This is a genomic window from Dokdonia sp. Dokd-P16 (genome assembly GCF_003095655.1).
GTDB lineage: Bacteria > Bacteroidota > Bacteroidia > Flavobacteriales > Flavobacteriaceae > Dokdonia.
In genome coordinates this window covers 2,712,621-2,734,981 of record NZ_CP029151.1, presented here as the reverse complement: position 1 = coordinate 2,734,981, position 22,361 = coordinate 2,712,621, and the positions used below count along the sequence as shown (strand labels likewise).

The following is a 22,361-nucleotide window of genomic DNA, read 5'->3' as shown; positions in this document are numbered from 1 at the left end:
AGTTTTACGCTTTCGCGAAAGCGTACTTGTTATACTTAATCTAAATGACCGTATTTGCTAGAATAATCAAGCATTTGATTTTCGAAGCTTTCTGGTTGCTCAATAGTAAAGCCAGTAATCTCCTCACCTTCCATTTGCGGAACGATTACAGGATTTACAAAACCACTGTAAGGTGCGCTTTTGAATTGGCTATTACGAGCCAGCACTTCCTTATGGATATCTTGATCTACAATCACCCCATAATTTTCTACAAGTGCTTTTGCAGCTTCATAATCTCCTTCTGAAGTAATGCGCTGTGTCTCTCTTAGTAATTCTCCAAAGATTGTACGAAGCTTCGTGTAATCTGTGATGTTAAAGTAGGTCTTACCATCACGAGTTACTTTTTCAATCACATTTTCTTTTGCACCACGCTCAAAAGCCCATGCGCTCACCCACTGGCGATTTACCATGTGTGCTTCTTCTACATTATCTCCTAGTTCAAGACGAATAAGTTGCGTCATCAATCCGTTACGAATGTAACCATCGTAAGCAGCCATTCCAGTTTTTTCCCAGTCTTCTACCAGTCCTATTTCTTGAAGTTTTGGATCCATAAGGTAATATAGTCCAAAAAGATCTGCGCGACCTTCTTCTATCGTAGACTTATAACGTTTAAGAGTTTCCTTAGGTGTTCCCACTCCTTTATTAATCTGTCCAGATGCATGACCTACTACTTCGTGCAAAGCAGTGTGAAGCTTATCTCCTAATTGTCCATATGCTTCTTCTAGCTCGACTTCCTCTGCATCATGTGCAAACTCTTTAAGACGTCCAGATCCACCAGCGTTATTATAAGCATTGATTATGTTACCTAGAGAGACTGATTTACTTCCATGCGTTTGGCGTATCCAGTTATTGTTAGGCAAGTTTACACCAATAGGTGTAGATGGTGAAGCATCTCCAGCCTCTCCCGCTACAATCACTGTTTTATAAGAAACTCCTTTTACTTCCTTCTTCTTATGCTCAGGCATTAATGGCGAGTTATCTTCAAACCATTGTGCATCTACAGATAGTGCTGCCATCTTTTTTGACATGTCAAAATCTTTAATTTGAACTACAGTCTCATAAGATCCTTTATAACCTTTAGGGTCATTATAAACTTCTATAAAACCGTTTATCCAATCTATATTTCCTTCTGTAGAGGTTGCCCATGCGATACAGTAATCATCCCAAGTATCAAGGCTTCCCGTCTTGTAATATTCAATAAGCAGTCCTAAAGCTTTTCCTTGCTGCTCATTTTCGGCAACGGTTTGTGCTTTTTCTAACCAACCGATTATATTATCTATAGCCTCGCCATATAATCCTCCACTCTTGTAAACTTGTTCTACAAGTTTACCGTTTTCTTTTACAAGGCGTGTGTTGAGTCCTTTTTCAATAGGCTCATTCTCATCTACTTTAATAGCATCATAAAATGCTTCTGCCTCTGCTGTCGTTACGTCTGGACCATAAAAGTTAATCGCGCTTTCAAGTACGATATCAACATCTTTGGCTAGGTTTACTTTCTTACTGTCCTTATCATTAAAGAGTACTTCAAAAGCTTCTCCCTCTAGTGTTGCTCCGCTTTCGGTAAGTAGTTGTTTTAAGTAATCTTGAGAAAAATCTGGCTTCATCTTAGCGTTACTGTAATGGTGGTGTATACCATTTGCAAACCATACACGCTTCATGAATGTTTCAAACTGCTCCCACTCTACTCCTGTTTTTGCAACCTTGTCAGACGTATAAATCGTCTCTAGTGCATTTCTTATCTCAAGATTGTGACGGTAATTCTGTGCCCACATGATATCACGTCCTGCAAGTCCTGCTTGTGTCATGTAATACACCAGCTTTTGCTCCTTAAGTGTTAAGTCTTCAAAACCTGGAATTTGATAACGTAATATCTTAATATCGGCAAACTGGCCAACTGTATAATCAAAATCTGTAGTTGTTGTTTCCGCTTTCGCGAAAGCGTTATCATCCTTATTATCTTCTCCACATCCTACTGCGAGAATCGCTGCAATTGCTAGCGCGTATATTCCTTTGTGACTCATAAGTTATTTAATAATTTGTGCACGTAAATATAGCAAAATTCCACACGATGAATTTTGTTATCTTTACTGCAAAACCAAACCATCACCAATGAAATTTTTAAAATTTTTACTCTTCGTTATTCTTATAGTTGTTATTGCTGGAGCAATATACTTTGGCACTCAGGATGGCACTTATCAAATAGAAGCTTCTAGAGAGATTAATGCACCAAGAGAGGTAGTTTACGATATTGTAAACGAGTACAAAACATGGGAAGAATGGGGTCCTTGGAAGAAGGAAGAGCCTACTATGGTTTTTAATTATGCTGACAAAACTTCTGGTGAAGGAGCTTCTTACAGCTGGCAAGGTGAAGTGGACGGCAGCATGACTACTACAGAAGCTGTTCCGGGTATTTCATTAAAGCAAGACATGACACTACAAACACCAGGAGGTGAACGTAAACCTGAGGTGTACTGGACATTTGAAACTACAGAGCAACTTGCAACCATAGCAACCTGGGGAATTAAAGGTGAGCATACGCTTATGGATAAGGTATATTTTGCCTTTACAGGAATGGACTTTGAAGCCGATATGCAAGAAATGTATGAGCAAGGGCTTACTGGTCTTGAAGCGGCTGCTCGCGAGGAAATAGGTAAGTACGCTGTTAATATAGATGGAATAACGCAATACAGTGGAGGTTTTTATCTTTACAGAACTACTTCTGCCAAAGCTCCTTCTGTACCTACTATCATGTCTCAAAATTATAACGGCATCTCTACATTTATGTCTGAAAATAATATTGCAGTAACTGGAATGCCTTTTACTATTTACAATGAGACATTCCCTAACGGTGATGTTATTATGACAAATGCATTACCTGTGCGTGAGAAGATCATTGTAGCTGGAGATACAAACGTTTTTAGCGGATATATGCCTACAGTAACTGCGGTAAAAGTAACCCTAGTGGGTAATTATATAAATCTGGGAGAGGCATGGAGCACTGCTATGAAACATGTGCAGGACAAAGGATATACACTTTCCAATGAAAAACCTTTTGAGGTTTATGTAACAGACCCTCAAGATCATCCTAACCCAGCAGATTGGATTACTGAAATTTATGTGCCAATTGAAGATTTAAAATAAGCTCCCTTGAAAACTCTTATACTCGTTTTTATAGGTGGTGGTACTGGAAGTATTGCAAGATACCTTCTAGGGAAGTTTATAAATGACCCTAGTTCTGGTATACCCTATGGCACTTTTGCGGCAAACATTATAGGTAGCTTGTTGATAGGTATTATCTTAGGATGGGCTCTCAAAAACAACACACTTAATAGTAACACTACATTATTACTAGCAACAGGTTTTTGCGGAGGTTTTACCACCTTTTCTACCTTTGCATATGAAAATCACGTGCTTCTAAAATCTGGAGATTTTATGACTTTTGCATTGTATACCATTGCAAGTTTTACACTTGGTATTCTTGCAGTGTTTGGAGGAATTGAGTTAGGAAAGAGTTTTTAAAATATCCAGCTTTTGACTTTTAAGTATATCAACTATACTTTGATTCTCTTTTTCATCTCCTCTACGATATTAAAAGCAGCTGGACACATCTTTACGTTTTCCATAGTAAGCTTAGAAATTTGCTGAAATTTCTTTCTATCCGTATGTGGGAACTCTCTACAAGCCTTAGGTCTCACATCATAGATAGAGCAGTAGTTATCTGCTCCTAGAAAAGTGCATGGTGTTTCTTGTAGTACGTAATCCTTCTCTTCATCAATACGTAAATACGTTTTAATAAAGTCAAATTCCTTCATGCGGAAGTGTTTTGAGATACGCTGGATATCCTTATCTGTAAAGAGCGGTCCCGTTGTCTTACAACAGTTTGCACACGTAAGACAATCTGTTCTTTCAAACTCATCTTCATGCAGTTCTTGCATGATGTAGTCCAAGTTTTTTGGAGGTTTACTGCGCAGTTTTGCAAAGAACTTTTTATTCTCATTCTGCTTATCTTTGGCCAGCTGAGGGAGGGCTTTAATAAAATCTTCCATGACGCAAAGGTAATCATAAAGCTATGGCAAAAGAGGTAGATATTTTTGGAGCAGCGCTCCAAGATTTTATTGAAAACAAGTACACAGAAGACATCGTGGTACACTCCTCTATTGCAGAAGATGATGTAATCCCTATTCCATATTTATTCAGGCCTTTTGAAGAAATGCCAGTGATAGAGCAACGAGCATTATCACTTTCTAAGGGAACTATACTCGACATTGGTAGTGGCGCGGGTAGTCATAGTTTGTGGTTACAAGAGCAAGGACTTGATGTTACTGGAATAGATATTAGTGAGGGAGCTGTTACGCTTTCGCGAAAGCGTGGTTTAAAAAAAGCTGTACACTCTAATATTCTAGAACATAAAGACACCTACGACACACTTTTATTACTCATGAATGGCACAGGAATTTTTGAGCGTATATCAAAAATAGACGATTACCTAAAGCACCTTAAAACACTGCTTAATAAAGATGGTCAGATACTTATAGATGGATCAGATATTGCATTTATGTTTGAAGACGAAGATGGAGGCTTCTGGATGGATACACATCGTGACTACTATGGAGAGGTCACGTACTCGATGAGCTATAAAGGCGAGCAGAGCTCTAGCTTTGACTGGCTTTATCTAGACTATGAAAGACTTGCATGGTATGCACAAAAAAATGAGCTCAATTGTGAGCTCATTTTAGAAGGTGATCATTATGAATATCTAGCGAAAATTACGCTTACATAGTATATCCTTTTTCGGCAAGTTTATCTACCATCATTCTGTATAAATCTCTACTCCAGATTTCTGATATTTCTCCTATGTTCTGAGCAATATCCGGCTCTACAGTTAAGATCTTTTGTCCTGTAGGTGTATTATAAAATACCGTTACTTCTTTCTGTTGCTCATAATCTAATGCTGTTTTATCTGTAAGCATTTGACGTCCTGCACCCGTTTCATAAAAAGCAAGCATATTCTGAATGTCCTCTTGATTATAGTTTCCTCTATAAGCAGAAACCAGCATATTTAAGATGCGATCTACCTGTTTAGGTGTTTCTGTCTTTAATTCGTTCCACACAGCGTCTGGAACATTCTTGCTAGCGTATTGATTTTTTAATAAATCAAAAAGGCCATTAGTTGCGTTACTATACTGATCTGCAGTACCATTCACTTGAAAATATCTCAAAACTTGCTCGTGATACGTTTTCTCCTGGGAGTATCCAGCTAAAGAAGTAAAGAGAAATACGGCTATAAATAATTTTTTCATCATTTTTGTTGTTCTAATAAGGGCATAAATATAGAACATTATACACATGAAATCATTGAAACAGCTTGCATTTTTAATACTATCACTTCTTTTTATTATAAGTTGTGACGATGATGATCCTACTACACTATCATCTGACCCAACAGAGAATGCTGCAAATAAACAACCACTAGGAACCTCTGCAAATGAATTACTATCTAGTGATGAGTTTACTAGCCTACGAGTAGAGATAGCATATCCAGAGGGTTTTAGACCAACGGATAGCACTATAGAATTATTAATACCATTTCTTGAAGAGCGACTTAACAAACCAGATGGTATTACACTGGTAGAATCTACAATTACAACAAATACAGAAGGTCCTTATGATATAAATGACATCGTAGCTATAGAAGATGCAAACAGATCTGTTTTTAATAATGGGGATGAAATGGGCGTGTGGCTATTCTTTTCTGATGAAAGTAGTGAAGGAGATAGTGACAACTCTGTAGTATTAGGAACTGCCTATAGAAACACATCGATGGTTATCTATGAAAAAACCTTTCTAGAACTTGCAAACAACTCTACAACAGCCATAAGCAGAACATTAATAGAGACTTCTACCATAAGACATGAATTCGGTCATATTTTTGGACTAGTAAATGGTGGAACACCACTCACATCAGACCATCATGATGAAGAGAATGGTAGACATTGCAGTGTTGAGGATTGCTTAATGTATTTTCAAACGGTAACAACCATCTTTAATACTAGCAATACAGCGTCACTACCAGATTTTGACGCGTTATGTATTCAAGATTTACAAGCAAACGGAGGATTATAAAAATTTATTACAACAACTAAAAAAGGGATTGACGCAAGTCAATCCCTTTTTTAATATCATTTAATTTTATCAATTATTCTTCTATAAAAGGTACTTCTTCAAGCTCTAATGTATCTGTATATTTCATAAGATATACCGCGTTATTTGAAAATCCGCCTTTTGCTCTGGAGCTATACTTAAACTTGTTTTCTACATAATCTGTCTCCACACCGGTAGCTGCCGCAGCATATAAATCTGATGAGTATGCTAGACGCAGTAAAGTATCATACATCAAATCATATCCCTTTATGGCAGATTCGCTTGGACTCACTCCATACATGGTTTCATAACTATCAATAAATGCTTTTGCTTGACTGTACTTATATTCTCTCTCGGCAGATGGGAAATGAAAAGCGAGATTCTTTAGGTGATCATGTTGTATCTCATCACTTTCATAAGCATTACCCCTATCAGTAGTAAACATCACTACCTTCATAGTACCTAACTGCCCATTAAGACTTGTGGTTACACTACTAATCAAAGGAACATCGTTAGTCTCTACAATCACCCAGTTTTCTAGTTCGCTAGAAAGCTGTGCTGGGATATCTCCTGGATACAAGAAATATCCTTTATCGTTAGAACGAGGTGTTACCGTCTTTAGATTAGGAAAAATTGCCTTTATCTTTGATAATGTAGCACTATTTTTCTTGTCTGCTATTACAACAATATTTTTTCCTGCCCCATTAGCTTTTAAGTAAGAAAGCATCTTTTTACTTAACAAATTATCTTCTGGTCTTGATACAAAAATGTTATTTCCACCAGCTACTTTGTTAGACATAGGTGAGATTACTGGTATCTTACGTGCGTTGAGTAGTGAAGACGCTCTGTCTATGTTATTACCTAGAAGTGGCCCTATTACTGCATTAACACCAGAAAAATCATTAGACTGTATAATCGTTTCTACTTTACGTGCATTTGTTGCCGCGCCATCTTTGCGATTGTATGATGTGTCATAAGTATCAACAATTGTGGTTATACCAGCTTTTTTAGCATCTTGGACTGCCATAAGCATTCCACTATATAAATCTAGTGATAGTCTAAGGATACGATCATCTCTAAGTAGATTTTCATTTACTTCAGTATTACCAGCATTTACACGCCCCACACCAAATGGAAGCATAATAGCTACACGTTTAGGAGAGAAATCCGTTAATTGATTAACCAGAGATCCTTTTTCACCTTCTAGAATAGTAACGTCAGGATTTCCTTGGTTTACTGCAACGGCTTGCGTTGGGGTACCAGAACCTGGACTTCCCTTAGGCACTTTGAGGATCATCCCCTCTTTAAGACCTTCGTCTAATGCTGGATTTAGTGCGATTAACTCATCTGCTTCTAGTTTAAAAATGCGTAATAAACTGTATAAAGTGTTTCCTTTTTGCACTTCATAAAAGGCATACTCATCATTATCTATGATGGTGCTTTTTGCAAAATTTGCCTTAGGAACTTTAAGCTCATCGCCTATTTTAAGTCCATCTCTAAGTGATGGATTTGTACTCTCAAGCTCTGCTATAGTAATTCCATACTTTCTAGCGATACCGTATTTAGTCTCTTTTGCAATTACATTGTGCGTTATATACGCTGCTTGCGTTTGCGGCACATTTACTACTGCATCTGTAACACTATTTTCGCTATAGTTGACAGGTATGCGCAGTTTATCACCTTTACGTAACACTTCGCTATATAAAGACTTATTAAAACGTTTTATCACTTCTTGAGAAACACCATACTTTTTTGAGATGCTATAAAGTGTTTCCTTGCGTTTTACCTTGTGTGTTTTAAACTTTAGGTTATCCTGAGTAACACTATCGGCATTTCTAACAGCAGTAGCCGTAGATGGCAATATCAATACCAAGCCTTCATAAACTTCCTCACGAGCGTCTGGATTGAGCCTAGTGATTTCTTTTTCAGTAATACCAAACTTGTTGGCTATGTCCTTGATGGTTTCTCCAGCTTTTACCTGATGAGAAACAAACTTTTGAACAATCGCCGTATTGCTAGATATTGTAGCTGCTGGTGTTGAGCACGCTTTCGCGAAAGCGCTAAAAACAACTATCGCAATTACAGTAATATATTTTTTCATAGTTAAGAATTATTCCCACTCAATTGTAGCAGGTGGCTTAGAGCTTATGTCATAGACTACTCTATTAACGCCTTTTACCTTATTAATTATATCGTTAGACACTTTTTGTAAAAATTCATAAGGAAGATTTACCCAGTCTGCCGTCATTCCATCTGTACTCTCTACAGCTCTAAGTGCAACGCATTTTTCATACGTGCGTTCATCGCCCATCACTCCTACAGAGTTTACTGGTAATAACATCGCTCCTGCTTGCCATACTTGATCATATAATCCCCACTCACGAAGACCGCTGATAAATATATGATCTACTTCTTGCAAGATGCGCACTTTCTCGGCTGTAATATCACCTAATATTCTAATCGCAAGACCAGGTCCAGGAAATGGATGTCTACCTAATAGCTCAGGTGATAATCCCATACTCGCTCCTACTCTACGTACTTCATCTTTAAATAACATTCTCAACGGCTCTACAACCTTAAGTGTCATATAATCTGGCAATCCTCCCACGTTATGGTGAGATTTTATAGTTGCGCTAGGTCCTCCCGTTGCACTTACAGATTCAATAACGTCTGGGTAGATAGTACCTTGACCAAGCCACTTTGCATTTTCTACAAGTTTACTTTCGTCATCAAATACTTCTACAAAAACGCGACCTATCGCTTTACGCTTAGTCTCTGGATCACTCTCACCCTCTAGCGCTTCCAAGAAACGTGCCGAAGCATCTACACCTTTTACATTAAGCCCCATACCTTCGTACTGTTTGAGTACTTGCGTATATTCATCCTTACGTAACAATCCATTATTTACAAAAATGCAATATAGGTTCTTGCCTATTGCTTTATGTAGTAATGTAGCTGCGACTGTACTATCTACACCTCCAGAGAGTCCTAAAATTACACGATCGTCATTAAGCTTTGCTTTTAGATCTGCAACCGTAGTATCTACAAAGGCATCTGGCGTCCATGTCTGAGCTACTCCTGCAATTTTCACTAAGAAGTTTTCTAAAATCTGCTTCCCGTCTGTAGAGTGATATACTTCTGGGTGAAACTGTATCCCATAAGTTTCTTCTCCCTCTAGTTTGTATCCAGCGTTTTCTACATCATGTGTAGATGCAATACGTTTTGCTCCTGCTGGTAATTTCTTGATGGTATCACTATGACTCATCCACACCTGACTTCCTACATAAACACCTTCTAAGAAAAGTTCTCCTTCGTCTACTACAGAAAGTTTTGCTCGTCCATACTCACGAGTATTAGATTGTCCTACTTCACCATCATAAAAATGAGCTAGGTATTGCGCTCCGTAACAAACTCCTAGAAGAGGTTTTTTACCTTTTATTTCTGAAAGATCTGGATGCGGAGCATCTTCTCCTCTTACAGAATGCGGCGATCCCGAGAGGATTACAGCCTTATAAGAAGAAAGATCTTTAGGAGGATTATTAAATGGTTTTATCTCACAGTATATATTTAATTCTCGCACTCTACGTGCTATTAACTGCGTGTATTGAGACCCGAAGTCTAATATGAGGACGTTATTTTGCATAGACAAAAATAGCATAATTTGATAGAGTTCCTATAAAGACAAAAGCAGAAATATTTGGATTTTTTTCTACAGCGCTTTTACAATTTGAGGGAGCTCCGTAAAGACGCTTAAAACTCCTACAAGACAGAGGATATGAGGACAAACAAGTTTAATATTTCAATTAGCGTCAAAAAATAAACACATGATGCATGCGATAACAATTAAATTCTGAAAAATAGCAGCCTATAAACGGTGATTTTTATCTCCTCAACGAGAAGTAGTTGGGTTTAACAAACTATGATTTTAAACTGCAACAAATGATTTAATTTTGCTTTTATACATGTAATCCTACCTACATTAAAAAAATAAGTTAAGGTCACATAAACAACTTCTTATAATTCCTTATGACCGAAGATGAAAACAATCACTATGAAAGCGGAATAGATGAATGGCGCAAGCTTCCTGTTTTTAGACAAGGCGTTGTAATTCTTCATCTTATCGAGCATATCATAGAAGGTATTGAGCTAGAGGATAATAATCCTAACTCTCAATATAAAAAAGCGCTCTACCAGCGATATACACAACAAATGATGGATAATGCGATTCTTATTCCATCTGCCATCGCCACTGCTCACGGAGTAGATCTTTATGACCTCAAAATGGAAAATGCCACCGTAGTAAGAAAGGCGGCTAGAGAAATCATTCAGGATTCAAAAGGCTTATTAGCCTCTGGCTATAAAGATGTTGAGTATCTCGATTTATTAGGAGATGCTATTGAGATGCTTAGACCAATTTTTGCTCGCTGGGTTCAGACTTTTGATGCTACTCAATATATTATTGATAGATGGGGACTCTTCAATCCCGTAGGTGTAAATTTTGATGATCCGGCCCAATTAAAGAACATAGACCCAAACACACTTTTAAATAATCTAGATGAAGATGATAACTGGGAAGATAGTGATGACGAAAACTTAAATAATTAAGCTTCTTTATTATTTAAGAATAGGGTTTTGAGCAACTACGTGAGAAAGCACTATTTGTGTTTTTGACTCCCCGTACGATATCACTCTATCTATAAATTGCTCAAGGTGCTTTTGATTGCGCAACACAACTTCCATCACTATATTTTCATTACCTGTAATACGGTAGCAATTTACAACCTCTTCCCATCCTTTTACATTTTCTAAAAAAGGTTTCAACTTCCCCATAAAAGCTCTTATCGTAATAATTGCTTTGAGTTGATACCCCAAAGCTTCCTCAGAGACTTCTGCTTTATAACCTAGTATAATCCCTGCATCTTCCATCTTTCTTATGCGTTCTCCTACGGCTGGCGAACTTATTCCTACCTGTGCAGCAATTGCAGTATTAGACTGTCTCGCATTTTCTTGCAAACATTTTAAAATACGATTATTAAGTGCATCCACCATATAATTTAAACTTCAAGGTTAATAATACAATATTCTTAAAGCAAAAATAACATTTTCCTTAATAAACTAAATTTACAATAAGTATTCTGATTGTATTTTTACTTTACGATGAAAATAGCTCAAGAATCTAAGTTTCAGCAATCTTTTGATATAAAGCGCCTCGCTTTATACAATGAGGCTATGGATCTCTTTACGCTTTCGCGAAAGCTGTCTAACGGAAATTTGCAACACAGTGTTTTAAACTGTCCCTCAGAAAAAGAACTTGCCACAAATCTATCTGTATTTATTTCACACACAGCGCTATCACTACCTATGTCCATTGCCGAAGCCGCAATAACTGCCGACTATTCAAAAAAGCTTTATTTTCAAAAGCATATAGAGGAGCGCGTAAGCCAACTTTCTAAACTTTGTAAAAAGCTCGAAGTCCTTTACCGCAATCGCTGTCATAGTGTACAGCAACTAGCACATACTGCTCATAAGCTTGAGGCAGGATTTAAAAAGTGGTCGTTACAGTTGACTAGTCAAAACTAGCACGATAAATTTCCCCAACGTCTCCAGAGAAATTGTCAATTTATTAAGAATGCCTTGTTAAATATCGTTAAGCAAACAACTGGATCTCAGTAATCCATCTACTTTTATTCTCAAATAACCATAAACCAATTGTTATGAGAGATATTATATCCCTAATTGTAGTACTCCTAATTATAGGTTGGCTCGTAGGCTACTTTGGATTTGGAGATGCAGTAGGAAGTTTAATTCACATTTTACTCGTACTGGCTGTAATAGGCATTCTCTATAGACTAGCAACCGGAAAAAAGTTATAAAAACAAATTAATCAATAAACCATAGAACAATGACTAAGAAATTTTTAACACTAGCAGCAATCGCAATTTTCACACTTTCATTTTCAAGTTGTAGAGAAAAAACTACTGGTGAAAAAGTAGGAAACGCAGTAGAAAATGCAGTAGATGACGTAGAGGATGCAGTAGATTAATTGCATCAAAATTTTTAATAGAAAAGCCTTTCCTAACGGAAAGGCTTTTTTTTGTTTCTTATATTAAGAAAGAATGCATTTTGAAGAATTGCTCTTCAAAACGCATTCAGAATGAGGGATTTATTTGGGAAACTTGCGGTAATCTATTTATCAATCTTAAATGACTCAACACATTTAAGAACCATTATATAGCTTTATATACGATAGAACTACCTTAATTGGATCATCTATTACAGAAAAAAACTTTTATTTTAATTTGATATACAGATAGTTACTACTTTATTATAAAAATATTACTACTTAAATGTAAGCGTTTCCATAAAGCTCCGTCCAACCGAGCATAAGAATTTCAATTGGCAAAGCTTTAGTGATCACTATAACCACCATGAAATTACTAAACTGATTTAAAAAAAAACATTTACACTCAAAATCCAATACAATGAAAAAAATAATTTCAATTTTCGTGCTTATTCTAACTGTAACTTTCTCTGCACAAGCGCAAGATAAAATGATGAAGGAAAGCTCAAATAAAGTGATCGCATTAGAGCAAACTAAAGGAGAGTTTACTCAAAAGCAAATAGTAGTAAGTGAAGGAACTTACACATTTTCGATTGCAAATAACAATGTAGGTACAGATGTAGGTTTTGTGTTAGTACCTAAAGGAAAAGACATCTCTAATCCAGAAAATCACATCAAAACTGCTTATGTAACTGCAGTAGTACCTAACAATACAACAGGTACTTCAAATGTAACAAAACTTGCTAAAGGTGAGTATGTTTACTTCTGCCCACTTAACAAGACAGCTACAGACAATGTTCTTGTAGTGCAGTAACCTATATTAAATATAGCAAAGCCCTGTATAATCTTATACAGGGCTTTTTTTAGTTATTTTTGTACTTCAAAAATAACACTATGAAATTATACTCAATGCTTCTTGCATCTTCTCTAATTATCCTAAGCTGTAAAGAGGGAAATAACACAACTATAGAAGATACGAATAAGCTCGAAGTTGAAGCTACATTCACACCAACCACAGAGGCAGAAAAAGTTGCTTATGCAAACGGTCTTGCAAACTGGAAAGATGTAAAACAACTTGACTTTACATTTAATGTAGATCGCAACGGCGCTACTGTAGCAAGTCGTTCATGGTCTTGGAAACCAGTCACAAATGATGTGACTATGATTGCCGCTGGAGATACCATTTCTTATAATCGTGCTACCGTAGACAGCATCTCTATGCAAGCAGACCAAGGGTTTATAAATGACAAATACTGGCTTCTTGCTCCTTATCAACTTGTTTGGGATGAAGGAACTTCAATAAAAGTAACCGACAGTGTAATGAGTCCGCTTTCGCGAAAGCAAACTAAAAAACTTACCCTTCTCTACGGAAATGAAGGAGGTTACACGCCAGGAGACGCCTACGACTTTTACTACGGCGATGATTATGTAATCACCGAATGGGTTTTTAGAAAAGGAAATGCTACCGAACCCTCAATGATTACAACATTTCAAGAATACAAGAATATTGAGGGACTTTCGATAGCTACAGATCACAAGAGTGAAGATGGTAGCTTTAGACTATACTTTACAGATGTAAACGTCATCAAATAATATGAGTTTTAAACAAAAAAAGAACAGCCCAAAGTGGAACTTAATCACTCTGGGCTGTTTTATTATCATCTGTACCGCAATGCTCTACTATGGCGATTATGGTACTTTAAGCAAGAATGCAGCTTCGGTTGCTGGGATTCCACTTATTCTAGGAGTTGCAACAGCTTTGTTATATGTTTTATCAAGACTCGTTGGTAAACGATATAACTGGATTGTTACAATCTTAGGTATCATGAGCATGCTCATGATTGCGATTCCTATTTTCTTCGGAGCCGCAAGACATGCTTAATTATTTTTTCTTAGACATCGCCCTGTGACGCTCACGAGCTAGCAAGGTATTTTTAAGTAACATTGCTATTGTCATAGGCCCTACTCCTCCTGGTACTGGCGTGATAAAACTTGCCTTTTTACTTACAGGCTCAAAGTCTACATCTCCAGTAATATAGTAACCTCTCTCACGAGTTTCATCTGGTACTCTAGTGATCCCCACATCTACAATTACAGCTCCATCCTTTACCATTTCGGCTTTAAGGAATCCAGGAACTCCTAGTGCAGTAATAATGATATCTGCTTGTGATGTAATTTGCGTTATATTCTTAGTATGACTGTGTGTTAAGGTAACAGTAGAGTTCCCTGGGAAGCCTTTACGTCCCATTAATATACTCATAGGTCTCCCTACAATATGGCTACGGCCTATAACCACGGTATGCTTTCCTTTAGTCTCTACTCCGTAACGATCCATAAGTTCAAGAATACCAAATGGCGTTGCAGGTATAAAAGTACTCATATCAAGAGACATCTTTCCAAAGTTTGTAGGGTGAAAACCATCTACATCCTTATCCGGATCTACTGCTAGTAATACTTTTTGAGTATCGATTTGAGGAGGTAATGGTAACTGTACTATAAAACCATCAATATCTTCGTTCTGATTAAGCTCCTCAATTTTGTCTAGCAATTCAATTTCACTAGTCATGTTTGTCATGCGTACCATAGTAGACTCAAAACCTACGCGCTCACAAGCGCGCACTTTACTTCCTACGTATGTAAGAGAAGCTCCATCATTACCTACAATCACTGCAGCAAGATGAGGAACCTTCTCACCGTTTGCTTTCATTTTATCAACTTCGGCTTTGATTTCGTTTTTAATGTCGTTTGAAGTTTTCTTCCCGTCAAGAATAGTCATAGGTAATAGCGTTATGGTTTAGTTTGTGTTCATATAAATTAAAAAGACACCCGTTATGGGTGCCTTTTAAGGATATTGTTATTTCATTTGATTCATCATCTGCATCATCTTGCGGCCTCCGCCTCCTTGCATCATCTTCATCATCTTACTCATTTGATTAAATTGCTTGAGTAACTGATTTACTTGTTGTACCGAGGTACCAGATCCTTTCCCTATACGCTTTTTACGACTTGCGTTAATCGTAGTAGGATTTTCTCGCTCACCAGGCGTCATGGAGTGAATGATTGCTTCTATATGCTTAAATGCATCGTCATCTATGTCTACATCTTTGAGCATCTTTCCGGCACCTGGGATCATTCCCATAAGGTCCTTCATGTTACCCATTTTCTTTACTTGCTGGATTTGCTTTAAGAAATCGTCAAAACCGAATTGGTTTTTTGCAATTTTCTTTTGAAGCTTTCTAGCTTCTTCTTCATCAAACTGCTCTTGTGCTCTCTCTACAAGTGACACAACATCTCCCATTCCAAGAATACGATCTGCCATACGTGAAGGATAGAATACATCTATCGCTTCCATTTTCTCCCCTGTACCTATAAATTTAATAGGCTTGTTTACTACAGATTTGATAGAGATTGCTGCTCCACCTCTTGTATCTCCATCTAGCTTTGTAAGGATAACCCCGTCAAAGTTAAGAATGTCATTAAAGGCTTTTGCTGTATTTACAGCATCTTGACCAGTCATCGAGTCTACTACAAAGAGTGTCTCTTGTGGTTGTATTGCAGCATGTACATCTGCAATTTCTTTCATCATCGCCTCATCTACAGCAAGACGACCTGCTGTATCAATGATTACTACGTTGTGACCGTTTGCTTTCGCGAAAGCGATACCATCTTGAGCAATCTTTACAGGATTCTTCTCATCACGATCAGAATATACATCTACCTTAATCTGATCTCCTACTACGTGTAGCTGATCAATAGCCGCTGGACGATATACATCACAGGCTACTAATAAAGGTTTTTTTGTTTTCTTGGTTTTAAGAAAGTTTGCAAGCTTACCTGAAAAGGTTGTCTTACCAGAACCTTGTAAACCTGACATTAATATAATAGATGGAGTACCAGAAAGATTAATCCCTTCTGCATCACCTCCCATTAACTCTGTAAGCTCATCTTTTACAAGCTTCACCATTAACTGCCCAGGTTGTAAGGTCGTTAATACGTCAGATCCTAAAGCTTTTTCTTTAACACGGTTTGTAAATTCCTTTGCAGTCTTAAAGTTAACATCTGCATCTATAAGAGCACGACGCACTTCCTTAAGTGTCTCTGCAACGTTTACTTCCGTAATGCTACCGTGACCTTTGAGTACGTGTAGGGCTTTATCTAACTTATCACTTAAATTATCAAACATAGTTATCTGCTATTGTAAAGGTTGCAAATTTAAGGATTTGTAGTGGTTTATCACTCCTTTAATAATTACAGATTCTATAAAAATGTGTAGAAAACTACTTATTAACTAGAAGCAATGCAATGAGCGCCACGAGTGCTATTGATTCATGCTTGCGCTTAACTTCTTATAAGAGGTGATAACAAGCAAAGAACTGCTATTTACATGAAGAGCTAATAGACTCAGCACCAACTCTAATAAGAAAAACAAACAGCTTTTAAACATGAGTTGTAACCAACAAAAAAAGCCTCCCATAAAAGGAGGCTTTGTACTTGATAAGAACAAGAAATTACTTCTTGAACTTAGCGTATTTGTTTTTGAACTTATCAATACGTCCAGCTGTATCTACAAGCTTAGCTTTACCTGTATAGAATGGATGTGAAGTTCTAGAAATTTCTAATTTTATTAAAGGATACTCAGTTCCTTCGATCTCAATAGTTTCTTTAGTATCTGCAGCAGACTTCGTTAAGAACACCTCTTCATTAGACATGTCTTTAAATGCTACTACTCTAAAATTTTCTGGGTGTATATCTGCTTTCATTATAATCGTACTTAAAAATTATTCTATTTTTCGAGGTGCAAATTTACATAAATTTTAAAAATGAGCAACTATTTTTCAAAATAAATATTACCTATTTCACGAAGTTACGATTTTTCTGCGCTCGGCGTAACGATATTGTATATTTGTCTACTAACTGACCATAACCAAAACAACCATTATTATGATATTAGAAGACAAACCAACATCTGCAAAAGATGTAATGCTCAAATTTGGTCTAGTACTAGGAATACTAGCCATTCTTTTTAATGTAATATTATACGTAACAGACAACTTCCTTGCCCCTCACTGGTCATTAGGAGTTCTCAATTTTGTAATGACCGTAGTCGTTATTATTCTAGCTTTAAAAGCGTTTAAAGAAAGTAACGGTGGCTTTTTAAAACTGGGCCAAGCAATTAAAATTGGTCTTGGGGTATCACTAATAGCAGCACTCTTAGGTGCATTGTGGGTTCTCGTACTTACTCAAGTTCTCGAACCTAATTACTCAGAACTTGCACTTGACGCGCTACGTACTCAAATGATTGAGATGTATCCAGACATGACAGACTCACAAATTGATCAGACTATTTCTTTTCAAGAGCCTTTTACTAAAATTGGCTTTATGATTCCTATTGCGATCATGTTGTCATTATTTTTTGGATTTATCATCTCTTTAATAGGAGGATTAATAATGAAAAAAGAAAACCCATACGCAGACGCTTAAAAATTATTTATGCAAATATCTGTTGTCATACCTCTACTTAATGAGGTAGAATCACTTAAAGAACTACACCATTGGATTTCAGAAACTCTGGAAACCAATGGTTTTTCTTATGAAATCCTATTTATAGATGATGGAAGCACAGATGCTTCATGGGAGGTGATTGAAACGCTTTCGCGAAAGCGTGATAACATCAAAGGAATTCGCTTTAACCGTAACTACGGTAAATCACAAGCACTTCATGCAGGTTTTGAGGCTGCTCAAGGTGATGTAATTATCACCATGGATGCAGATTTGCAAGACAATCCAGAGGAAATTCCAGACCTATACCGCATGATTATTCAAGATAAGTATGACCTGGTCTCAGGATGGAAAAAGAAACGCTACGACTCTGTAATTGCAAAAAACTTACCTAGCAAACTCTTTAACGCCGCAGCAAGAAAAACAAGCGGACTCAAACTACACGACTTTAATTGTGGTTTAAAAGCTTATAAAAAAGAGGTGATCAAAACTGTAGATGTATATGGTGAGATGCACCGTTACATACCCGTACTTGCTAAGAATGCAGGATTTTCAAACATAGGTGAGAAAGTAGTACAACATCAAGCTCGTAAGTATGGTGAGACTAAATTTGGTATGGAACGCTTTTTAAATGGCTTCTTAGATTTACTCACGATTTGGTTTTTAGGAAGTTTTGGAAAGCGACCTATGCACCTTTTTGGAGCACTAGGTGTACTCATGTTTGTTATAGGTTTTGGATTTGCCGGATACTTAGGTATAGACAAAGTATTCTTTCATAGAGCGGGCAGACTGATTACAGAGAGACCACAATTTTATATATCACTTGTTGCGATGCTCATGGGTATTCAACTATTTATTGCCGGCTTCTTAGGCGAACTCGTACTAAGATCAAAACGTGATAAAAAGAGATATAATATTAAAGAAACTTTATAACTAGTAGCTCAACACGTAGACATACCTCGTAGTGAGCTTTATAAATTATAACAAAATCGTATTTTTGTTAGTAAACAACACACATTTTTATGGTATACCACGATCCCGCTATTTTAGAAAAAGCAAATGCATGGCTTACAGAGACCTTTGATGAGGAAACTCAACAAGCTATCAAAGAAAATATCGCTCACAATCCAGATGAGCTTGCAGATAGTTTCTATAAAAATCTAGAATTTGGTACTGGCGGTATGCGCGGTATCATGGGAGCTGGAACTAACAGAATTAATAAATATACCTTGGGAAAAAACACTCAAGGTCTATCTGACTACCTACACAAACAGTTTCCTGATAAGAAAATTAAGGTTGCTATCGCTTATGATTGCCGTCATAATAGTAAGGAGCTTGCCCAGGTGGTTGCAAATGTATTTTCGGCAAATGGGATTAAAGTATTCCTATTTTCTGATCTTAGACCTACACCAGAATTAAGTTTTGCTGTGCGTCATCTAGATTGCCAGTGCGGTATTGTCCTCACTGCAAGTCACAACCCGCCAGAATATAACGGTTACAAAGTATACTGGGAAGATGGCGGTCAACTTGTACCACCACAAGATGCAGAAATAATAGCTATTATTGAAGCGCTTGATTTTAGCGCTATAAAATTTGAAGGAGATGACTCCCTTATTGAACTTGTGGATGAAGAGGTAGATAAAGCCTTTGTAGATGCAAGTGTTGCAAATGTATCTTTTGGCCTTACTAATGAAGTAAAAAAGAACTTAAATATCGTTTTCACCTCGTTACACGGTACCTCAATCACACTCGTGCCAGATACATTAAAACAAGCTGGTTTTACCACTCTTAACATTGTAAAAGAACAAGAAGTACCAGATGGTAACTTCCCTACCGTAGTTTCTCCTAATCCAGAAGAAACTGCTGCTCTTAAAATGGCGCTTGAACTAGGAGAAGAAAAAAATGCAGATATTGTCATAGGTACAGACCCAGACTGTGATCGACTAGGGATTGCTGTGAGAGGAGATGATGGCAAGCTTACCATTTTAAATGGTAATCAAACCATGATCTTAATGACAGATTATTTATTAGAACGCTTTCGCGAAAGCGCAGATCAACACTCATCACCATTTATAGGAAGCACCATCGTATCTACACCTATGATGGATATTCTTGCTGCAGCATATGATGTAGAATGCAAAACAGGACTTACAGGCTTTAAATGGATTGCCAAAATGATTGAAGATTATCCTAACCAACACTTTATAGGTGGTGGTGAAGAAAGCTTCGGGTACATGGTTGGCGATTTTGTAAGAGATAAGGATGCTGTAACCGCTACCCTACTCGCATGTACAATTGCTGCTCAAGCAAAAGAAGAAGGACAAACACTGTTTGAAAAACTTAAAACACTGTACGTAAAACACGGTTTTTACAAGGAAACATTAATTGCTCTTGTAAAAAAGGGACAATCTGGCGCAGCAGAAATCAAACAAATGCTCAAAGATCTTCGTCTTGAGCCTATGAAAGAAATTAATGGAAGTAAGGTGATACGTGTAGAGGACTATCAATCATCTATAAGTCGTGACCTTATTACTGGAGAAACCACTAATATTGATGTTCCAAAGTCTAATGTACTTATCTTTTATACAGAAGATGGCAGTAAAGTTGCCGCGCGACCAAGTGGCACAGAACCTAAAGTAAAGTTTTATATAAGTGTAAATGCTCCTCTAGCTTCATTAAATGAGTATGACACAATTTCTGCTTCATTAGATAAACGTCTTGCTGGTATAAAAAATGCATTAGGCGTTTAAACAACTCAAAATTTCGCGCAAGCGGAAACACTCTATGGAATATTTTAAGAAGATTCTCAAGTTTGCCATTCCTTATAAGAAATACGGATTTTTAAATATTTTGTTTAATATTTTATATGCTCTTTTTGGTACGCTAGCTTTCGTTTCGCTTATACCTATGCTTACAGTGCTACTTAAACAAGTAGACCCTGTGAGAATAAAACCTACTCTTGAATCTTCCAGCAGTTTTAAAAGCTTTTTAGATGACTCTCTTAACTATTTTATCAATACGCAAACTGATCTGCATGGTGACGTGTATGTATTAGGTATAATGGTTGGACTTGTAATTGCAACCTTTTTATTAAAAAATGTCTTTGGATACTTAGCAAACTACTTCATTACCTATCTAAGGAATGGAGTTCTTAAAGACATCCGTAATAAGATGTACAACCGTATCGTCAATCTTAATTTAAGTTTCTACTCAGAAAAAAGGAAAGGTGATACTATTGCAAGAATCACGTCTGATGTTCTTGAAGTGCAACATTCTTTCTTATCGATACTAGAGCTTTTTATAAGAGAACCTCTTACTATTCTTTTTGCTATAGGTACTATGTTGTTTATGAGTGCACAACTGACTCTTTTTGTATTTATTTTCATACCTGTGGCTGGATTTATAATTTCTAAAATTGGGAAAAGCCTCAAAAAGAAATCAGGTCAAGTACAGACAGAACAGGGATATTTCTTGTCTCTAGTTGAAGAAACACTAGCCAATCTTAAAATTATAAAAGGATTTGCAGCCGAAGATAGAATGGAAACTAAGTTTCAAACCTCTACTACTAATTTTGAAAAATACAGCAATACTCTTACACATAGGCAAAACTTAGCATCTCCCGTAAGTGAGTTTTTGGGAATTACAGTAATCGGAATCTTATTATGGTACGGAGGTAATATGGTGTTAGATGGTTCTGGAGGATTAGATGGGGCTCAGTTCATTGTTTATATGGGATTAGCATATCAAATTTTAACCCCTGCAAAATCTATTGCAAAGGCTAGTTACTCGGTAAAAAAGGGAGACGCTGCTGCCGCTCGTATTCTAGAAGTATTAGAAACTGAAACAACTATAAAAGACAACCCCAAGGCCATTAGTAAAGATACATTTGACAGTCGTATAAATTTAGAGGGCATCTCTTTCAAGTATGATGAGGAAAGTGTACTAAAGAACTTTACACTTAATGTAAAGAAAGGACATACTGTAGCACTTGTAGGTCAATCTGGTTCTGGAAAAAGTACAATTGCAAATCTAGTTACTCGTTTTTATGACGTTAATGAAGGAAACATAAAAATAGACAATACAGATATAAGAGATATTTCTAAAAAATCTCTACGTAACCTCATGGGGTTAGTCACTCAAGACGCTATTCTCTTTAATGACACTATACGCAACAATATTAATCTAGGTAAAGAAAACGCCACAGATCAAGAAATCATCGATGCATTAAAAATTGCCAACGCTTGGGAGTTTGTACAAGACCTTCCTAAGGGGCTTGATACTAATATAGGTGATAGTGGTAATAAATTGAGTGGAGGTCAAAAGCAGCGCCTCTCAATAGCTAGAGCGGTTCTTAAGAATCCTCCTATCATGATTTTAGATGAAGCTACCTCAGCACTAGATACGGAGAGTGAGCGTCTCGTACAGAAAGCGCTAGAAAATATGATGAAGAACAGAACTTCTATTGTAATTGCTCACAGACTTTCTACTATTCAAAATGCAGATGAGATTGTAGTCATGCAAAAAGGAGAAATTGTAGAGCAAGGGAAACATCAAGAGCTTATTGATAAGAAGGGAATGTATCACAAACTAGTCTCGATGCAATCTTTTGAAGAAGCTTAGA

At 36.9% G+C, this 22,361-nt stretch carries 24 protein-coding genes; 15 read left to right on the top strand and 9 right to left on the bottom strand.

The window, feature by feature from the left end:
• Positions 1–35: 35 nt before the first annotated feature.
• Entirely contained in the window at positions 36–2,060 is a 2,025-nt protein-coding gene (locus tag DCS32_RS12225) for a dipeptidyl-peptidase 3 family protein (RefSeq protein WP_108878526.1), read from the bottom strand.
• An 88-nt stretch (positions 2,061–2,148) separates the two neighbouring features.
• On the opposite strand from DCS32_RS12225, the gene DCS32_RS12220 reads away from it, so the two are divergent.
• Entirely contained in the window at positions 2,149–3,180 is a 1,032-nt protein-coding gene (locus DCS32_RS12220) for an SRPBCC family protein (RefSeq protein ID WP_108878525.1), read from the top strand.
• 6 nt (positions 3,181–3,186) lie between these two features.
• Positions 3,187–3,558 (top strand): fluoride efflux transporter CrcB, encoded by a 372-nt coding sequence (gene crcB / locus DCS32_RS12215; RefSeq protein WP_108878524.1) that lies wholly within the window; start codon positions 3,187–3,189, stop codon positions 3,556–3,558.
• 32 nt (positions 3,559–3,590) lie between these two features.
• On the opposite strand, the gene DCS32_RS12210 is transcribed toward crcB, so the two are convergent.
• Positions 3,591–4,085: a YkgJ family cysteine cluster protein gene (locus DCS32_RS12210; RefSeq protein WP_013749530.1), complete on the bottom strand. Its 495-nt coding sequence runs from the start codon at positions 4,083–4,085 to the stop codon at positions 3,591–3,593.
• 23 nt (positions 4,086–4,108) lie between these two features.
• Between DCS32_RS12210 and DCS32_RS12205 the strand changes: the two genes are divergently transcribed.
• Complete coding sequence (locus DCS32_RS12205; RefSeq protein WP_108878523.1) at positions 4,109–4,819, top strand: class I SAM-dependent methyltransferase; 711 nt, start codon at positions 4,109–4,111, stop codon at positions 4,817–4,819.
• Here DCS32_RS12205 and DCS32_RS12200 read toward each other — a convergent pair.
• Positions 4,812–5,342: a DUF2059 domain-containing protein gene (locus tag DCS32_RS12200; protein ID WP_162533652.1), complete on the bottom strand. Its 531-nt coding sequence runs from the start codon at positions 5,340–5,342 to the stop codon at positions 4,812–4,814. The two genes, DCS32_RS12205 and DCS32_RS12200, sit on opposite strands and share 8 nt — an antisense overlap.
• 43 nt (positions 5,343–5,385) lie before the next feature.
• On the opposite strand from DCS32_RS12200, the gene DCS32_RS12195 reads away from it, so the two are divergent.
• Positions 5,386–6,162 (top strand): membrane metalloprotease, encoded by a 777-nt coding sequence (locus DCS32_RS12195; RefSeq protein WP_108878521.1) that lies wholly within the window; start codon positions 5,386–5,388, stop codon positions 6,160–6,162.
• Between the two features lie 73 nt (positions 6,163–6,235).
• Here DCS32_RS12195 and DCS32_RS12190 read toward each other — a convergent pair whose 3' ends face one another.
• Both DCS32_RS12190 and guaA read right to left on the bottom strand, forming a co-directional pair.
• Positions 6,236–8,281 (bottom strand): LysM peptidoglycan-binding domain-containing protein, encoded by a 2,046-nt coding sequence (locus tag DCS32_RS12190; protein WP_108878520.1) that lies wholly within the window; start codon positions 8,279–8,281, stop codon positions 6,236–6,238.
• 9 nt (positions 8,282–8,290) lie between these two features.
• A complete protein-coding gene (guaA, locus tag DCS32_RS12185) occupies positions 8,291–9,823 on the bottom strand; it encodes a glutamine-hydrolyzing GMP synthase (protein WP_108878519.1) in 1,533 nt (510 codons plus the stop codon).
• A gap of 383 nt (positions 9,824–10,206) precedes the next feature.
• On the opposite strand from guaA, the gene DCS32_RS12180 reads away from it, so the two are divergent.
• Positions 10,207–10,785, top strand: a complete 579-nt coding sequence (locus DCS32_RS12180) for a hypothetical protein (RefSeq protein WP_108878518.1) — start codon at positions 10,207–10,209, stop codon at positions 10,783–10,785.
• Positions 10,786–10,794: 9 nt separating this feature from the next.
• On the opposite strand, the gene DCS32_RS12175 is transcribed toward DCS32_RS12180, so the two are convergent.
• Positions 10,795–11,229 carry an Lrp/AsnC family transcriptional regulator gene (locus DCS32_RS12175; protein WP_108878517.1) on the bottom strand — a complete coding sequence of 145 codons (435 nt, stop codon included), beginning with the start codon at positions 11,227–11,229 and terminating at the stop codon, positions 10,795–10,797.
• Positions 11,230–11,337: 108 nt separating this feature from the next.
• On the opposite strand from DCS32_RS12175, the gene DCS32_RS12170 reads away from it, so the two are divergent.
• The 6 genes from DCS32_RS12170 to DCS32_RS12150 all read left to right on the top strand — a co-directional run bounded on the left by DCS32_RS12170 (position 11,338) and on the right by DCS32_RS12150 (position 14,123).
• Positions 11,338–11,760: a hypothetical protein gene (locus tag DCS32_RS12170; protein WP_108878516.1), complete on the top strand. Its 423-nt coding sequence runs from the start codon at positions 11,338–11,340 to the stop codon at positions 11,758–11,760.
• A gap of 134 nt (positions 11,761–11,894) precedes the next feature.
• Positions 11,895–12,053, top strand: coding sequence for a lmo0937 family membrane protein (locus tag DCS32_RS12165; RefSeq protein ID WP_108878515.1), 159 nt, complete (start codon positions 11,895–11,897; stop codon positions 12,051–12,053).
• Between the two features lie 29 nt (positions 12,054–12,082).
• Positions 12,083–12,223 carry a hypothetical protein gene (locus DCS32_RS16150; RefSeq protein WP_013749540.1) on the top strand — a complete coding sequence of 47 codons (141 nt, stop codon included), beginning with the start codon at positions 12,083–12,085 and terminating at the stop codon, positions 12,221–12,223.
• A 439-nt stretch (positions 12,224–12,662) separates the two neighbouring features.
• Positions 12,663–13,055: a cupredoxin domain-containing protein gene (locus DCS32_RS12160; RefSeq protein ID WP_108878514.1), complete on the top strand. Its 393-nt coding sequence runs from the start codon at positions 12,663–12,665 to the stop codon at positions 13,053–13,055.
• An 80-nt stretch (positions 13,056–13,135) separates the two neighbouring features.
• Positions 13,136–13,834, top strand: coding sequence for a hypothetical protein (locus DCS32_RS12155; protein ID WP_108878513.1), 699 nt, complete (start codon positions 13,136–13,138; stop codon positions 13,832–13,834).
• A gap of 1 nt (position 13,835) precedes the next feature.
• Positions 13,836–14,123 carry a hypothetical protein gene (locus DCS32_RS12150; protein ID WP_108878512.1) on the top strand — a complete coding sequence of 96 codons (288 nt, stop codon included), beginning with the start codon at positions 13,836–13,838 and terminating at the stop codon, positions 14,121–14,123.
• Here DCS32_RS12150 and DCS32_RS12145 read toward each other — a convergent pair whose 3' ends face one another.
• The 3 genes from DCS32_RS12145 to DCS32_RS12135 all read right to left on the bottom strand — a co-directional run bounded on the left by DCS32_RS12145 (position 14,124) and on the right by DCS32_RS12135 (position 17,001).
• Positions 14,124–15,017, bottom strand: a complete 894-nt coding sequence (locus tag DCS32_RS12145) for a bifunctional 5,10-methylenetetrahydrofolate dehydrogenase/5,10-methenyltetrahydrofolate cyclohydrolase (RefSeq protein ID WP_108878511.1) — start codon at positions 15,015–15,017, stop codon at positions 14,124–14,126.
• Between the two features lie 78 nt (positions 15,018–15,095).
• Positions 15,096–16,424 (bottom strand): signal recognition particle protein, encoded by a 1,329-nt coding sequence (gene ffh, locus DCS32_RS12140; RefSeq protein ID WP_108878510.1) that lies wholly within the window; start codon positions 16,422–16,424, stop codon positions 15,096–15,098.
• Positions 16,425–16,749: 325 nt separating this feature from the next.
• The gene (locus DCS32_RS12135) at positions 16,750–17,001 is read right to left on the bottom strand and encodes a type B 50S ribosomal protein L31 (RefSeq protein WP_013749546.1); all 252 of its coding nucleotides are present in this window, start codon (positions 16,999–17,001) and stop codon (positions 16,750–16,752) included.
• A 181-nt stretch (positions 17,002–17,182) separates the two neighbouring features.
• Between DCS32_RS12135 and DCS32_RS12130 the strand changes: the two genes are divergently transcribed.
• The 4 genes from DCS32_RS12130 (at position 17,183) to DCS32_RS12115 (ending at position 22,360) form a co-directional block, all read left to right on the top strand.
• Positions 17,183–17,722, top strand: a complete 540-nt coding sequence (locus DCS32_RS12130; protein ID WP_108878509.1) for a DUF4199 domain-containing protein — start codon at positions 17,183–17,185, stop codon at positions 17,720–17,722.
• Positions 17,723–17,731: 9 nt separating this feature from the next.
• Entirely contained in the window at positions 17,732–18,673 is a 942-nt protein-coding gene (locus DCS32_RS12125) for a glycosyltransferase family 2 protein (protein ID WP_108878508.1), read from the top strand.
• Between the two features lie 89 nt (positions 18,674–18,762).
• Entirely contained in the window at positions 18,763–20,490 is a 1,728-nt protein-coding gene (locus DCS32_RS12120; RefSeq protein WP_108878507.1) for a phospho-sugar mutase, read from the top strand.
• A gap of 34 nt (positions 20,491–20,524) precedes the next feature.
• Positions 20,525–22,360: an ABC transporter ATP-binding protein gene (locus tag DCS32_RS12115; protein WP_108878506.1), complete on the top strand. Its 1,836-nt coding sequence runs from the start codon at positions 20,525–20,527 to the stop codon at positions 22,358–22,360.
• Position 22,361: the final 1 nt, after the last annotated feature.

What these genes read in the sequence shown, in the direction of transcription:
- DCS32_RS12225 (WP_108878526.1), bottom strand. Translation starts at nt 2,060, where the DNA reads ATGAGTCACAAAGGAATATACGCGCTAGCAATTGCAGCGATTCTCGCA.
- DCS32_RS12220 (WP_108878525.1), top strand. Translation starts at nt 2,149, where the DNA reads ATGAAATTTTTAAAATTTTTACTCTTCGTTATTCTTATAGTTGTTATT.
- DCS32_RS12210 (WP_013749530.1), bottom strand. Translation starts at nt 4,085, where the DNA reads ATGGAAGATTTTATTAAAGCCCTCCCTCAGCTGGCCAAAGATAAGCAG.
- DCS32_RS12205 (WP_108878523.1), top strand. Translation starts at nt 4,109, where the DNA reads ATGGCAAAAGAGGTAGATATTTTTGGAGCAGCGCTCCAAGATTTTATT.
- DCS32_RS12200 (WP_162533652.1), bottom strand. Translation starts at nt 5,342, where the DNA reads ATGATGAAAAAATTATTTATAGCCGTATTTCTCTTTACTTCTTTAGCT.
- DCS32_RS12195 (WP_108878521.1), top strand. Translation starts at nt 5,386, where the DNA reads ATGAAATCATTGAAACAGCTTGCATTTTTAATACTATCACTTCTTTTT.
- DCS32_RS12190 (WP_108878520.1), bottom strand. Translation starts at nt 8,281, where the DNA reads ATGAAAAAATATATTACTGTAATTGCGATAGTTGTTTTTAGCGCTTTC.
- guaA (WP_108878519.1), bottom strand. Translation starts at nt 9,823, where the DNA reads ATGCAAAATAACGTCCTCATATTAGACTTCGGGTCTCAATACACGCAG.
- DCS32_RS12180 (WP_108878518.1), top strand. Translation starts at nt 10,207, where the DNA reads ATGACCGAAGATGAAAACAATCACTATGAAAGCGGAATAGATGAATGG.
- DCS32_RS12175 (WP_108878517.1), bottom strand. Translation starts at nt 11,229, where the DNA reads ATGGTGGATGCACTTAATAATCGTATTTTAAAATGTTTGCAAGAAAAT.
- DCS32_RS12170 (WP_108878516.1), top strand. Translation starts at nt 11,338, where the DNA reads ATGAAAATAGCTCAAGAATCTAAGTTTCAGCAATCTTTTGATATAAAG.
- DCS32_RS12165 (WP_108878515.1), top strand. Translation starts at nt 11,895, where the DNA reads ATGAGAGATATTATATCCCTAATTGTAGTACTCCTAATTATAGGTTGG.
- DCS32_RS16150 (WP_013749540.1), top strand. Translation starts at nt 12,083, where the DNA reads ATGACTAAGAAATTTTTAACACTAGCAGCAATCGCAATTTTCACACTT.
- DCS32_RS12160 (WP_108878514.1), top strand. Translation starts at nt 12,663, where the DNA reads ATGAAAAAAATAATTTCAATTTTCGTGCTTATTCTAACTGTAACTTTC.
- DCS32_RS12155 (WP_108878513.1), top strand. Translation starts at nt 13,136, where the DNA reads ATGAAATTATACTCAATGCTTCTTGCATCTTCTCTAATTATCCTAAGC.
- DCS32_RS12150 (WP_108878512.1), top strand. Translation starts at nt 13,836, where the DNA reads ATGAGTTTTAAACAAAAAAAGAACAGCCCAAAGTGGAACTTAATCACT.
- DCS32_RS12145 (WP_108878511.1), bottom strand. Translation starts at nt 15,017, where the DNA reads ATGACTATTCTTGACGGGAAGAAAACTTCAAACGACATTAAAAACGAA.
- ffh (WP_108878510.1), bottom strand. Translation starts at nt 16,424, where the DNA reads ATGTTTGATAATTTAAGTGATAAGTTAGATAAAGCCCTACACGTACTC.
- DCS32_RS12135 (WP_013749546.1), bottom strand. Translation starts at nt 17,001, where the DNA reads ATGAAAGCAGATATACACCCAGAAAATTTTAGAGTAGTAGCATTTAAA.
- DCS32_RS12130 (WP_108878509.1), top strand. Translation starts at nt 17,183, where the DNA reads ATGATATTAGAAGACAAACCAACATCTGCAAAAGATGTAATGCTCAAA.
- DCS32_RS12125 (WP_108878508.1), top strand. Translation starts at nt 17,732, where the DNA reads ATGCAAATATCTGTTGTCATACCTCTACTTAATGAGGTAGAATCACTT.
- DCS32_RS12120 (WP_108878507.1), top strand. Translation starts at nt 18,763, where the DNA reads ATGGTATACCACGATCCCGCTATTTTAGAAAAAGCAAATGCATGGCTT.
- DCS32_RS12115 (WP_108878506.1), top strand. Translation starts at nt 20,525, where the DNA reads ATGGAATATTTTAAGAAGATTCTCAAGTTTGCCATTCCTTATAAGAAA.